The 12,559-nt window shown below is 64.1% G+C and carries 12 protein-coding genes; 6 read left to right on the top strand and 6 right to left on the bottom strand.

The window, feature by feature from the left end; translation table 11 throughout:
- The first annotated feature begins 139 nt into the window (after positions 1–139).
- Together FHX60_RS19455 and FHX60_RS19450 are read left to right on the top strand one after the other, a co-directional pair.
- A complete protein-coding gene (locus FHX60_RS19455; protein ID WP_260164174.1) occupies positions 140–3,478 on the top strand; it encodes a bifunctional diguanylate cyclase/phosphodiesterase in 3,339 nt (1,112 codons plus the stop codon).
- A gap of 74 nt (positions 3,479–3,552) precedes the next feature.
- Entirely contained in the window at positions 3,553–4,185 is a 633-nt protein-coding gene (locus FHX60_RS19450; protein WP_183284278.1) for a glycine-rich domain-containing protein, read from the top strand.
- A 170-nt stretch (positions 4,186–4,355) separates the two neighbouring features.
- Here FHX60_RS19450 and FHX60_RS19445 read toward each other — a convergent pair whose 3' ends face one another.
- Entirely contained in the window at positions 4,356–5,117 is a 762-nt protein-coding gene (locus tag FHX60_RS19445) for an SDR family NAD(P)-dependent oxidoreductase (RefSeq protein ID WP_092311647.1), read from the bottom strand.
- A gap of 42 nt (positions 5,118–5,159) precedes the next feature.
- On the bottom strand, positions 5,160–5,900 hold the full coding sequence (locus FHX60_RS19440; protein WP_183284277.1) for an SDR family oxidoreductase: 741 nt from the start codon (positions 5,898–5,900) through the stop codon (positions 5,160–5,162).
- Positions 5,901–6,183: 283 nt separating this feature from the next.
- Between FHX60_RS19440 and FHX60_RS19435 the strand changes: the two genes are divergently transcribed.
- A complete protein-coding gene (locus tag FHX60_RS19435) occupies positions 6,184–7,077 on the top strand; it encodes an AraC family transcriptional regulator (RefSeq protein ID WP_183284387.1) in 894 nt (297 codons plus the stop codon).
- Between the two features lie 7 nt (positions 7,078–7,084).
- On the opposite strand, the gene FHX60_RS19430 is transcribed toward FHX60_RS19435, so the two are convergent.
- From FHX60_RS19430 to FHX60_RS19420, 3 genes are read right to left on the bottom strand one after another with little or no spacing between them, the layout of a single operon-like run.
- Positions 7,085–8,011 carry an NADP-dependent oxidoreductase gene (locus tag FHX60_RS19430; RefSeq protein ID WP_112774821.1) on the bottom strand — a complete coding sequence of 309 codons (927 nt, stop codon included), beginning with the start codon at positions 8,009–8,011 and terminating at the stop codon, positions 7,085–7,087.
- Positions 8,011–8,439, bottom strand: a complete 429-nt coding sequence (locus tag FHX60_RS19425; RefSeq protein ID WP_183284276.1) for a nuclear transport factor 2 family protein — start codon at positions 8,437–8,439, stop codon at positions 8,011–8,013. Before FHX60_RS19425 ends, FHX60_RS19430 begins: the two co-directional genes overlap by 1 nt.
- Before the next feature lie 25 nt (positions 8,440–8,464).
- Positions 8,465–8,896 (bottom strand): DoxX family protein, encoded by a 432-nt coding sequence (locus FHX60_RS19420; RefSeq protein ID WP_260164169.1) that lies wholly within the window; start codon positions 8,894–8,896, stop codon positions 8,465–8,467.
- 102 nt (positions 8,897–8,998) lie between these two features.
- Between FHX60_RS19420 and FHX60_RS19415 the strand changes: the two genes are divergently transcribed.
- Entirely contained in the window at positions 8,999–9,901 is a 903-nt protein-coding gene (locus tag FHX60_RS19415; RefSeq protein WP_183284274.1) for a LysR family transcriptional regulator, read from the top strand.
- Between the two features lie 319 nt (positions 9,902–10,220).
- Positions 10,221–11,153 carry an MBL fold metallo-hydrolase gene (locus tag FHX60_RS19410; RefSeq protein WP_112774818.1) on the top strand — a complete coding sequence of 311 codons (933 nt, stop codon included), beginning with the start codon at positions 10,221–10,223 and terminating at the stop codon, positions 11,151–11,153.
- A 71-nt stretch (positions 11,154–11,224) separates the two neighbouring features.
- Here FHX60_RS19410 and FHX60_RS19405 read toward each other — a convergent pair whose 3' ends face one another.
- Positions 11,225–11,746 (bottom strand): c-type cytochrome, encoded by a 522-nt coding sequence (locus FHX60_RS19405; RefSeq protein ID WP_112774817.1) that lies wholly within the window; start codon positions 11,744–11,746, stop codon positions 11,225–11,227.
- A 373-nt stretch (positions 11,747–12,119) separates the two neighbouring features.
- Between FHX60_RS19405 and FHX60_RS19400 the strand changes: the two genes are divergently transcribed.
- Positions 12,120–12,518, top strand: coding sequence for a copper resistance protein (locus FHX60_RS19400; RefSeq protein WP_183284273.1), 399 nt, complete (start codon positions 12,120–12,122; stop codon positions 12,516–12,518).
- Positions 12,519–12,559 lie beyond the last annotated feature (41 nt).

Genomic DNA, 12,559 nt, shown 5'->3' with positions numbered 1-12,559 from the left:
AGACATTTAGAGCCACCGGTTCGCATAGCAGGGCCTGGCCGCAGTTCATCTTTGGTATCAGCCGTCGGCGAAGACCACGATCTGGTGGTGACCGCCGGCGAGCCGGGGGGAGACAATCTTGCGCCTGGTGCTTGCGCGCATGCGGAGCCCGCTTGGACGCCTTGGGTCGCGTTCCATCACGGCGGGCACGGTGCTTCTTGGAGCGCTGACGACGGCTGTCGTCTATGCGTTCTGCACCGATCTGCTGGAACGGGATGTGCGGCTGCGCTTCGAGAGCGATACCGGCGACGTGGTCCAGCAGATCGATACGCGGATCCGGCTCTATACCGACGTGCTGGTCACGATGCAGGCGCTGTTCGGTGCCAGCGGCGATGTCTCGCGCGGCGAGTTTCGCGACTTTGTCGTCGGCCTGAACCTGCCGCAGCGCTACCCCGGTTTCCAGACCCTGAACTACGCGCCCTACGTGCCGGCGCCGGAGGTCGATGCGTTTATCGCCCGGCAGCGCAATGATCCGATCCTGCGCGAGGCCGGCGTAACGTTCAGCATCCGGCCTCCCGGCCCGCGGCCGGGCTACTTCGTCCTGACCTATGTCGAGCCGCTCGACACCAACCTGCGGTCCATCGGCGTCGACATGGGTGCCGAACCGCGCCGTCTCGCCGCGCTGGAGCGCGCCCGCGATACCGGGCACCCGGTGAGCAGCGGCCGGCTGATCTTCAGCGACGCCAAGGATCCTCATGTGGGGATTGCCCTGCGCCTGCCGGTATATCGCAGGGCGCTGAACCTGGATTCCGTGGAGGCGCGCCGCGCCGCTTACGTCGGATCGGTCGGTGCCGGCATTCGCGTGGCGGATTTGCTCAAGGACCTGGTCAACAACCAGAACCTGCGCCCGATCCGCTTTCGCGTCTATGATGCCGGCGACATCTCGGCGCCAGCCGATGCCCTGTCCGCCAACAACCTCCTTTACGACAGCCGCACGGGGTTGGCGACGCCGCGGCCGGGCCGTGCCGCGCAAGGCCGCGCAGCGCCTCGCGCGGGCACGCCGGCGGCCGAACCGGCGGCCAGCCGGGACGACCTGGCCAAGAGCGTGGAGCGCAACTTCGGCGGACGGCGCTGGGTCATTGCCTTCGCCGCCGACTCGACCGCAAGCGGCGGCCCGCAACGCTATCTGCCGACGCTGGTGATCATTTCCGGGATGATCATCACCGTGCTGCTGGGCTGGCTGGCCTACGCCTTGTCCAGTTCGCGTGCACGGGCCGTAGCCGTAGCCGACCAGATGACGCACAGCCTGCGCGACAGCCAGGCCGCGCTGGCCGAGGCGCAGCAGATAGCCCAGCTCGGCGACTGGCGCATCGACCTGGGCAAGGACGTCGCCCACTTTTCACGGGAGATGGGTCGCCTGCTGGGCTGGCGCGGCCACAGGCCGACACCGGACACGCTGTTCCAGGCGATCGAGCCCAGCCATCGCGCGGTGTTGCGGGAACGGATGGAAAAAGCCGCGCGGGACCTTCAGCCGTTCGAGCTCGAGTGCCCTTACCGTTCGCAACGTGGACAGCGCGGCTGGTTGCACCTGATCTGCCACGCGCAGGGTCCGGCGGGCAGCAGTACTGCCTTGCGCGGCACGGCGCAGGATATCAGCCAGCGCAAGTCGGCCGAACAGGCCCGCGCGCAAGAGCACCAGATCGCCCTGCACCTGGCCACGGCCGACAGTGAAGCCGAAGTGCTCGAGGACATCGTCCACACGCTGCTGGAAGGCATGGAATGGGAGGCCGGGGCATTCTGGCCGGCCGACGAGGGCCATGGCAACAAGCTGCCGCAGGTACGCCTGAGCCGCGCCAAGGCGCTCGAGCCATGGCTCGCGTCGCGCCCTGCCCGTGCGCCGGATGCCACGGCCATCACGGCGCCACAATGGTATGCGGGGCTCCATGACGTGGCCAGCCATGCGCAAGCCGGTTGGCTCGCAAGTGGTGGCATCCGCACGGTATTCGCCTTTCCGCTGAGCCGGGGTCACGTCACCCTTGGCGTGGTCGAACTCTATTCCCGCACCCGGCGCAGCGTCGATGTCCATGCGCTGGCGATGGCCCGCGGCATTGCCAGCCAGACCGGGCATTTCCTGCTGCGGCGGCAGGCCGAGGAAAACCTGCGTTTCATCGCCAATCACGATGCCCTGACCGGCCTGCCCAACCGGCTGATGTTCAAGGCCGAGTTCGAAAAGGCCCTGGCACGCGCCCGCGCCGGCGGGCAGGCGCTGCACGTGATTTTCGTCGACCTGGACGAATTCAAGGTGGTCAATGACACCATCGGCCACAACGCCGGAGATGCCGTGCTCCGCGAAATGGCCGAGCGGCTTCGCCAGGGCCTGCCCGAGGTGGAGCTGATTACACGCTTCGGCGGCGACGAGTTTGTCGTGCTGCTCGACCCCAAAGGCGATTCGGCGATTCTCGCCCGGACCATCTCGCAGCTACAGGCCGTGCTCACACCCGCCTTTGTCATCAATGATTCCGAAATGCGGATGACCGCCAGCATCGGCATCAGCTCGTTCCCCGAAGACGGCGACGACTGGCAAACCCTGCTCAAGCATGCCGACCTGGCCATGTACGGCGCCAAGCAGCTGGGCAAGAACGGCTATCAGTTCTATTGCCGCGGCATGAGCACGACCTTGCAGCGGCGCATCGACATGGAGTCGCACCTGCACCGGGCGCTCGAGAATGATGAGTTCGTGCTCTATTACCAGCCGCGTATCGCGCTGGCATCCGGAACCTGCACCGCAGTCGAGGCACTGATCCGCTGGCGCCACCCGGAGCTGGGCCTGGTCATGCCCGCCGACTTCATTCCCTTCGCCGAGCAAAGCGGCGCCATCGTAGAGATCGGGGCGTGGGCGTTGCGCGAAGCGTGCCGCCAGAATGCCACGTGGCTGGCCCAGGGCCTGCCGCCGGTCAGGGTCTCGGTCAATCTCTCCGCCCGGCAGTTCGCCGACAAAGCGCTCAGGCTGACCATCATCGATGCGCTGCGCCAGGCGGCCCTGCCAGGCAACCTGCTGGAGCTGGAGCTGACCGAAAGCATGGTCATGCGCGATGCCGAACAGGCGTCGAACTGGTTGTCGCGCCTGAAGCGAACCGGCGTGCGCCTGGCCATCGATGATTTCGGTACCGGTTATTCCTCGCTCGCCTACCTGAGCCGCTTCCCCATCGATACGGTCAAGATCGACCGCAGCTTTGTCCGCTATGTCCCGGAGAGCCGCAGCGACACGCAGATCACCAGCGCGGTGATCGGCCTGGGCCACCGGCTCGGCCTCGAGGTCGTCGCCGAGGGCGTGGAGAACGAGGCACAGCTTGAGTTCCTGCGCCGCGAAGGCTGCGACGAAGTGCAGGGCTACTACTTCAGCCATCCCTTGCCGCCGGCGAAGATCACTGCCTTCCTCGCCAGCCGCATGGAGCATGGCCCCGATTTCGCACGGGGCCAGGAACCGATGCGCGCCTGACCGAGGCCAGGCGCGCGTTCGTGTCGTCGCAATGCAGGCAGTCCAAGACCAGCAAAAAGAGAGGAAACTGAATCATGCATGAACGTACTGTGCAAGCCATGTGGCAAGACATCGATGCCCTCGATTTCTCGAGGATGAAGGCCAAGCTGCTGCACCAGCAGCATCGGGACTGGACCCCGGCGTCCCTGGAGCAGGCCGAGGACGGCTACCGCCAGTTCCTGAAGCTGGCTGCGAAGTATCCGGAAACACCGGCCGTGCCCAGCGAGCTGGTCGATGCCTTCTGGCACGCCCACATCCTGGATACCCGGCGCTATGCCGACGACTGCGTGCGCATCTTCGGCCGCGTCCTGCATCACGATCCCTACGTCGGCATCGATGGCCCGGAAGACGAGGCGCGCCTGATGGCGATGGCCGCCTCGAGCGATGCGCTGAACCTGCGCGAGTTCGGCAACCCGCTCACCTCCGCGGCGTACTGCGCCCGCGCTGCAACCGACAACGCCGCGTATTGCGCGCGCATGAGCGAAAAGCAGGATGCCGCGTACTGTGCGCGGCTGGCTGAAAGCAAGGATGCCGCCTACTGTGCTCGCCTGGCGATGGACAAGGCTGCCTATTGCGCGCGGGAAGCGGAAAGCGGGCTGGGACGAGTGCACTCGGCCACTGCGAAGCCCGCATATTGCGCGGTGACTTCGTCGCGTGGTGTTGCTTGACATCGGATGAGAGGGCACTCATCACATTAGCCCGAGGGTACATATAGCGACCACTGGTACGACCTGCAGATTGCTCCCCGTTATCTGTCAGGTGATTGTCAATGCGCGGCTCTGCCGCGCATTTTTTTCAATCAGTCGGCGAAATCCATGGCTTCGGACTGGTCATGTCTTCAGGGCAGCGCCACGCTCATGCCCCCGTCCGCCATGACAACGGCGCCGACCATGAAACTAGCCTTTTCCGAGGCAAGAAATGCGATCACCTCGGCAATTTCCCTCGGCTGGGCTGCGCGGCGGATGGGCGCCTTCTTGCCGTGCTCCGCAAGGAATGCCTGGCCGTCGGCATGGATGTGGTTGGTAATGTTGGTGATGACATCGCCGGAGCCCACCGCGTTGACGCGAATGCCATGTTCGATGGCTTCCAGCGAGAGCGCTCGCGTCAACTGCGCCAGTGCGCCCTTGGACGCCGCATAGGCCGCGATCAGCGGAAACGCCTGATAACACGCGTAGGAGCCCACGTTGACGATGGCGCCAGTCTTTGCCGGCACCATCGCGCGCATGGCTTCTCGCGAAAACAGGAACGCGCCCGTGGCGTTGACGGCCTGGATGCCATTCCAATCCTCTAGCGACATATCCACGAGCGGCTTGTTGATGATGACCGCCGCGTTGTTGACCAGGATGTCGAGCTTGCCAAACCGCTCGATCGCGGTGGCCACGGCCTGCACGGCGCTTTCCTCGCGCGCCACATCGGCGACGACGGGAACGAGACCGGGACGAGCCAGCGCTTCCACCTTGCTGCTGCGCTCAACGGCAATTACATTCGCGCCTTCGGCGTGGAGCAGTTCCGTCGTGGCCAGGCCAATGCCACTGGCCGCACCGGTAACGATGGCGACCTTGCCTGCGAAAGCGCCACTGGCTGGGTTGCGTGATGTCATGAGGTTCTCCTTGATCGGGTTGCGTAGTACGTATCGGTTGGGTCAGTACGGGCTGGCGGTGGGGCGTACGACGATCTCGCTGACGTCGACGTCGGCGGGCTGCCCGACCGCGTAAGCAATGGCGCGGGCGATGGCGTCGGGCGTGATGGCGATGCGGCGGAACTCCTGCATCGCCGTGCGCGCGGTGTCGTCGGAGATCGTGTCGGCCAGTTCGGATTCCACAACGCCCGGGCAGATCACTGTCACGCGGATCTTGTCGGTTTCCTGGCGCAGCCCGTCCGAGATGGCGCGAACGGCAAACTTGGTGGCGCAGTAGACCGCGGCAGTCGGCGACACGGAAAGGCCGCCAATCGAAGAAATATTGATGATCTGGCCGTGACCTTGCGCTTCCATCGCCGGCAGCACCGCCGCAATGCCGTGCAGCACGCCGCGGACGTTCACATCGATCATCCGGTTCCACTCCCCTATCTTGAGGGCGTTGAGCGGCGAAAGCGGCATCACGCCTGCGTTGTTGATCAGCACGTCGATGCGGCCGAAAGCGTCGAGCGCGAAGCGCGCGAATGCCGCCACGTCATCAGCCGAAGTCACGTCGAGTTCGCGATAGCGAACCATGCCCCCGGACGCTGCAATCGATTGCGTCAGCCCGGCGAGCCTGTCGGTGCGGCGCGCGCCAATCACGAGGCGGTGTCCTTGCGCGGCAAGCAAACGGGCCGCGCCCTCGCCAATGCCGCTGCTGGCGCCGGTGATCAGAATGACTTTCGATTCGCTGGATGTGTTTGCCATCTTGCATACTCCTATTGCTGGTTCGGATCGGGCCGCCGGTGTCCACGCTTTTCCGCGGCACCTTCCCTGCCCGGTTACGGCTCTCAATGATGCGAAATGGTTCGTCGGCCGGTGAGTGAATGATAGGGATGACGGGTCTTCAGGCGAAGACACGGATCGATGCCGTTATTGCCTATTCCTATCAAGTGCACTGGCACCTCTCGCGAGGCAGGGCTACAATGGCGCCTGTAGCGAACAACAGGAGACTGCGGTGTCGAAGTTCCGCTCCCCCGCTTCCGTCAGGATGGTCCGCCTTATCGAGACGCTGGCGCCTAACGAGGGATACACCCAGTCGGCGCTGGAAAGTGTCCGGCTGATGCGTTCCGACCGGCCGCTCGGGCGCACGCCGGTGCTGTACGAGCCGAGCATCGTGATCGTTTGCCAGGGCCGCAAGCTGGGCTTTCTGGGCAATCAGGTCTATGTCTACGACGCACAGCACTATCTCGTGCTCTCCGTACCGCTGCCGTTTTCGACGGAAACCCAGGCCTCGCCAGAGGAACCCATGCTCGCGGTGTCCATCCGCCTCGACCTCATCGAACTCAGCGAGCTGATCACGCAGATCGGTGCAGTGGGTCATCTTCCTGACGAGCCGCCCAATGGCATGGTGTCTACCCGGCTTGACGAGAATCTGGCCGGCGCAACAGTCCGGTTGCTGGAGGCCTTGACGGTGCCAATGGATGCGCAGATCCTGGGCCCGAGCCTGGTGCGGGAGATCTGCTACCGCGTACTGACGGGCGCGCAGGGCGGCGCGATGCGTGCCGCGCTTGCCCACCACGGACGTTTCGGTCGCGTCGCGAAGGCGCTGAAGCGGATTCACACCGACTATGCGACGCCACTCAATGTGACGTGCCTGGCCGAAGAAGCCGGCATGAGCGTGCCGGCATTCCACGCCAACTTCCGCACCGTGACGCAAACTTCGCCGATCCAGTACATCAAGTCCACCCGCCTTCACCAGGCGCGGCTGATGATGATTCGCGACGGCGTCACCGCCGCGGCAGCTGCGGGACGCGTCGGCTACGAAAGCACCTCGCAGTTCAGCAGGGAGTTCAAGCGCCTTTTCGGGAGGACGCCGGTTGAGGAGGCGCGCGACATGCGCGAGTCGTTCACCCTTTCGCCGGCGGTTCGCTTCGGAGGCTAGGCAAGCCCTACCGGCCCACGTCCACGACGACCTTGCCTCTCACGTGGCCTCCCATGCTGTGGCCAAGCGCCTGGCCAGCGGCTGGAAGAGAAAAGACCGAATCGATGTGGGTGCGCAGGTCGCCCGATGCGTGGAGCGCTGCCAGCTTCTCAAGCAGCGGCCCATCGCTACGGGTCGCAAAATGTCTGCCGACCGCCTGCGCATTCCTGGCACGTGCCGCGTCAGGTGGGGCCACGGTCGAAACCAGCGTGCCGCCGGATTTCAGTACCGACCATGACCTCTGCTGGGTTTCGCCACCGATCAGGTCCAGCACCAGGTCTACCCTCGGGACATGCCTGGCGAAATCCTCGGCACGGTAATCAATGAACGCATCCGCGCCAAGGCTTCCCACATAGTCGCGATTCCCGGCCGAGCCGGTGCCGATCACACGGGCGCCGGCCAGCCTGGCGAGCTGCACGGCTGCACTGCCCACGCCGCCCGCCGCACCGTGTATCAGGACGGATTGACCGGCTTGCAGGTTCCCATGCTCTTGCAGCGCCTGCCATGCCGTCAGCGACGCTGCGGGGATCGCAGCGGCCTGCGCGAAAGTCAGGGACGCAGGCTTGCGCGCCAGACGGGCCGCTTCCACGACAGCGCGGGTGGCGAAGGCTCCGACGATGCCGATGAAGCCCATTACTTCATCCCCCGGCTTCAGTGTGGTCACGTTGCGCCCCACCGCAATGACAGTCCCTGCGGCATCCACACCGGGCGTAAATGGCAGGGCAAGGGGAATGAAGGCCTGCATGGCGCCGCTGACGATCTTCCAGTCGATGGGATTTACCGAGGCCGCCGCAACCTCGATCAATACGTCATTGTCGCCGGGCACCGGGTCGTCCATCTCGACCAGAGTCAGGCGCTCGGGGCTGCCATAGTCAGTCACTCGAATGGCTTTCATCAAATGCTCCTGGAAGAGACGCCCACCACAGGGGCATCGAGGGCAAGCGCGGCCTGGACGGGGTCGAAATACTCGCGCAGATGCAAGATCCGGCCGTCACGGGCGGTCAGGAACACGACATACTCCTGGCGGTAAGTGCGGCCAGTCGCGGCAATCGTGCCCTCTCCACGGACCCGTGCGATCGCATGCAGGGGGTCGTCGGTCGCCGTCACGATGGCATCGAAGAAGTGAAAGTTCCTGACCGCCCCCGCGAACCAGCTCGCGTGCCGCAGAACGGATTCGCGGCCTTCGAGCCTTAGCGGATGGCCCAGGCTGGGGGCATAGGGCAGGTCCCATACGATGTTCTCGGCGATCAATTCCTGCCATTGCTGCGGCTCGTCCACCAGCCATTGGAGGTGTTGCTGCAGAAGCGTTGTTGCGATGGTCATGAGGTTGTCTCCGTTAATGCAATCGTCAGGCGACCGCACGCCCGGACGGCGCGCGACGGTTGTCAAGGCTGAAGGCCCCCGGGCCAAATGCGACCACCTGCAAGAGGCCACCTGCCATCGCCAGGTTCTTCAGGAAATGGAACATCTGGTTCTGGTCGGCGAGAGCGTGGTGAAAGATCAGCGCGGTTGCGACAGCGTAGACAGCAAGCAGGAGTGCAGCCAGGCGCGTCTTGTAGCCGACGACCAGCAGCGTGGCGCCCGCCAGCTCCAGCGTCAGTGCGCCAATCAGTCCGAGCATTGGTGCGGGCAGACCAAGCGATCCGATATAGGCCATCGTCGCGCCGGGGGCCAGGATCTTGCCGATGCCGCTAATGAAGAAGATGGCTGCAATGAGCGCCCGGCCAGCGGCCGCAAGCGCCGGGTTCGCGTTTAGTGAGGCGTTGAGGTTCGAGTTCATGGTGATCATCCTTTCAAGAGAGTGGATGACCGGAGATTAGGGCCTTGACATGTATCAAGGAAGCCTATATTTCTAGATACAATCCATCTATTCCATAGATACATGCTCGACGCCGTCTCGCTGGACCAGCTTCGCACCTTCATTGCCGCCGCCGACGAAGGCAGCTTCTCCGCCGCTGGCCGCAAACTGCGACGCGCACAGTCAGTGGTCAGCCATACGCTGGCCAACCTGGAGGGCCAGATCGGCGTACAGCTCTTCGATCGGACCGGACGCTACCCGCGGCTGACCGACGAAGGCGCAGCCTTGCTCGCGCAGGCGCGCCTGGTGGTAAGCGGCATGGACGGTTTCAAGGCCAAGGCGCGCGTGATATCCGATGGACTCGAACCCGAACTGTCCGTGGTGGTGGACGTGATGTATCCGATGGCGTCGTTGACCGACGCCGTAGGCGCGTTCCGAACCGAATTTCCGCACACGCCATTGCGGCTTTACGTCGAGGCGCTTGGCGCCGTCATGCAGCCTGTACTTGCGCAGGCGTGCCGGCTCGGCATCAGCGGCTCGATGCCATCGGTGCCGGAGATTCTCGATGCCGAGAAATTGCTGGATGTGCCAATGATCACGGTCACCGCGCCGTCACACCCCCTGGCATCAAAGAAGGGGATCATCCGGCCGGCGGATCTCAAGGGACATGTGCAACTGGTGCTGACCGACCGCACCGCACTGACGGAAGGCAAGACTTTCGGCGTCTTCTCTCCACAGATATGGCGACTTGCCGATCTGGGCGCCAAGCATGCATTTCTACGCGCCGGATTCGGATGGGGCCATATGCCGGTGGCAATGGTCCAGGATGACCTCGACTCCGGAAACCTCGTGCCCTTGCGGCTCGAAGCCTTCCATCCGTACACACCCCCTATCGCCATGTTCGCTGTGTATCGGAAAGACACGCCGCCGGGTCCCGCCGGCCGCTGGTTCCTTAAACGGCTTAAGACCGCGCGCGATGTCGACTAGCGTTGACTGTCTGGTTCGCGTCTTGTTCTCACCGTTTTCTGGTCACAGACAGTAATGACGCGATAGACCGATATGGACGAGGCAGCGCCGACCGGCGCCCCTCACGCCCCGCCTGTCGCCCGTCCAGCGCCAATTGTTGCGGTTCGCTCAACATACTGACGGCCTTCGCGACGCTACTGGCAATCGCTCCCCCTGCCTAGAATCGGTTGCAACGATGGTCGCACGGAACGCGCGACGGTCGAGAAGGATGTCCGCGCAACGCTGCGGAACACGCCTGCCGCCCAGTGCGGTTTTCCCACCCATTGACAGGACCCCGATCATGAGCGAAACAATCCGCAATGTGCAGCCGGTTACCGCCAACCTTGGCAAAGACAGTGCCGGCGAACTCGTGCCCTCCCGCTACGCCGTGCGCGTGGGCGACGTCGATGTCGTGCTGATCAGCGATGGCATTCTGCCGCTGCCGACCTCGACCATGTCCACCAACGTGAGCCCGGCGGACCGCAACGAATGGTTCGATGGCCGCTTCCTGCAACGCGACACGTTCGACTGGGCGCTGAACATCGCGCTCGTGCGCAGCGGCGAACGCCTGATCCTGATCGACTCGGGCGTGGGCGACGGCTTCGAGTACTTCACGCGCGCCGGCCGGTCGGTGATGCGCCTGGAATCGGCGGGCATCGACCTGGCTGCGATCACCGATATCGTGATCACGCATATGCATATGGACCACGTCGGCGGACTGAACGTAGATGGCGTCAAGGCCAAGCTGCGGCCGGACGTGCGCATTCACGTAGCGGCCACGGAACTGGAGTTCTGGAAAAATCCGGACTTCAGCAAGACGGTCATGCCGGAAGCGGTGCCTCCCGCGCTCCGCAAGGCGGCTGCAAAGTTTGCGCAAAGTTACAGCGAGAACATCGTGCCGTTCGATCAGACCGTGGACATCGCGGCGGGCGTGTCGGCACGCGTGACCGGCGGCCACACGCCGGGTCACTGCGTCGTGGATGTTGCATCGAAGGGCGAGAAGCTGACCTTCGTCGGCGACGCGATCTTCGAAGTCGGCTTCGAGCGGCCCGAGTGGCAGAATGGCTTCGAGCACGATCCCGAAACCGCCACGGACGTGCGTATCGCGCTGCTCAACGAGGCCGCGGAAACCGGCGCCCTGCTGGCCGCGGCGCATGTCGCGTTCCCGTCGATCGGGCATGTTGCGAAGCACGGCGCAGGCTTCCGGTTCGTGCCGGTGACATGGGACTATTGATCCAGGGTCGACTATCGGCAGTAGTCGTATAGATTGCACTGGCCAGCCCGTCGCCGCCCTGCCGACGGGCATCAACGCCCTTGCGCTTCCGTAACCTCCCGCTGCGCCGCAGCCATTTTCCGGGGCCAGGTACTTTTGATATACGCCAGCACGGCAACGATGTCTTCGTCGGACAGCGATTGCCCGAATGCCGGCATATCGCTGACATACCCCTCCGGAGCCGTCACTCCGGCTACCAGCCCATTCTTGGTAATCGCGAACAGCACGGCGTCGGGATGATGCCAGGTATGGCCGGAAGCATCATGCGGGGGTGCCGGCATCCGGCCGTTCGGTAGCCGCTCGCGCCAGTTGGGCTGGCCTTCCAGGTTGGCACCATGGCATGCGGCGCATTGCTGTGCGTAGATCTTGCGACCTTGCGCGACGCTGGCCGCATCGGTGGCATCGATGCGCAGCTGCCGCAGATCGCGTGTCTTGCCGGCATCGGAGGGCGTATCAAGGTACCGCCTGGTCTGCAGTGCAACGGCGGTGGCAATCACCCCGCCGAGCACAAGCAGCACCACGATCCGCCAGCGTGGCTTGCCTGATTTGTTCATGTCGTGCCTGCACCAATAAGCTTCATCACTACACCTGACTCCCGACAAACTAAAAGGGTCACCCCGTATCCACCCGTTTCCGCCTTACGAAGCAGCGCCCGAAGTCGCCAGCCTGGACCTTCCCATCGTTGTCAGGTCAAGCGCAACGGGGCAGTATTGGTCTCTTTCAGATTGCCGGGCCGGGGAACTCGTCTCTCACCAGAACATTACGCAACCATTACATCCCGGTAAGCTGGAACCCTGGACGTCATCCCTGGCGCGAAATGCCCACGCGGCGATGATGACGGACGGATGTACCGCAGGATGCCCCCCAACCGGCATATGCCGCAAGAAGTCAAACGCTGCTACCATTCCCGCAACCTGTGCCTCTCCCGTGCGTACTTCTTTCCGTCGGCTCTGGCTTGCCGCATTCCTGCTGAGCGCTTTCCTGACAGTACAACTGGCAGCGGCGGCGTATGCCTGCGACGGCAGCCGGTATTCGTTAGGCGCGACGGAAGAAATGGCGGGCATGACCGAAGCTTGCCCCGACATGGCAAGCGAACACGCCGGGGCGGGCGTACATGATGGTCTTTGCCAGGAACATTGCCAGCTCGGCTCGAAGTCGGCCGACCATGCCACGCCTCAGATTCCCGCGTTTCATCCGGTGCTGGTCAATGTCGTGGTGCCCGCGCCGATACCGGTACTCGCGCATCGCATAGCCACGCCCCGCGATGCGATTCCCCGGGCCCCGCCACGCCCCCTCCCCATCCTTAACTGCTGTTTCCGAACGTAGCCTCCGAAGCAACGCCTGTTGTCCTGCCCTGAGCCATGGTC

This window comes from Cupriavidus alkaliphilus (genome assembly GCF_014191175.1).
GTDB lineage: Bacteria > Pseudomonadota > Gammaproteobacteria > Burkholderiales > Burkholderiaceae > Cupriavidus > Cupriavidus alkaliphilus.
Note: the sequence above shows the minus strand (reverse complement) of the source record. Positions and strands in the feature narration are given on the sequence as shown.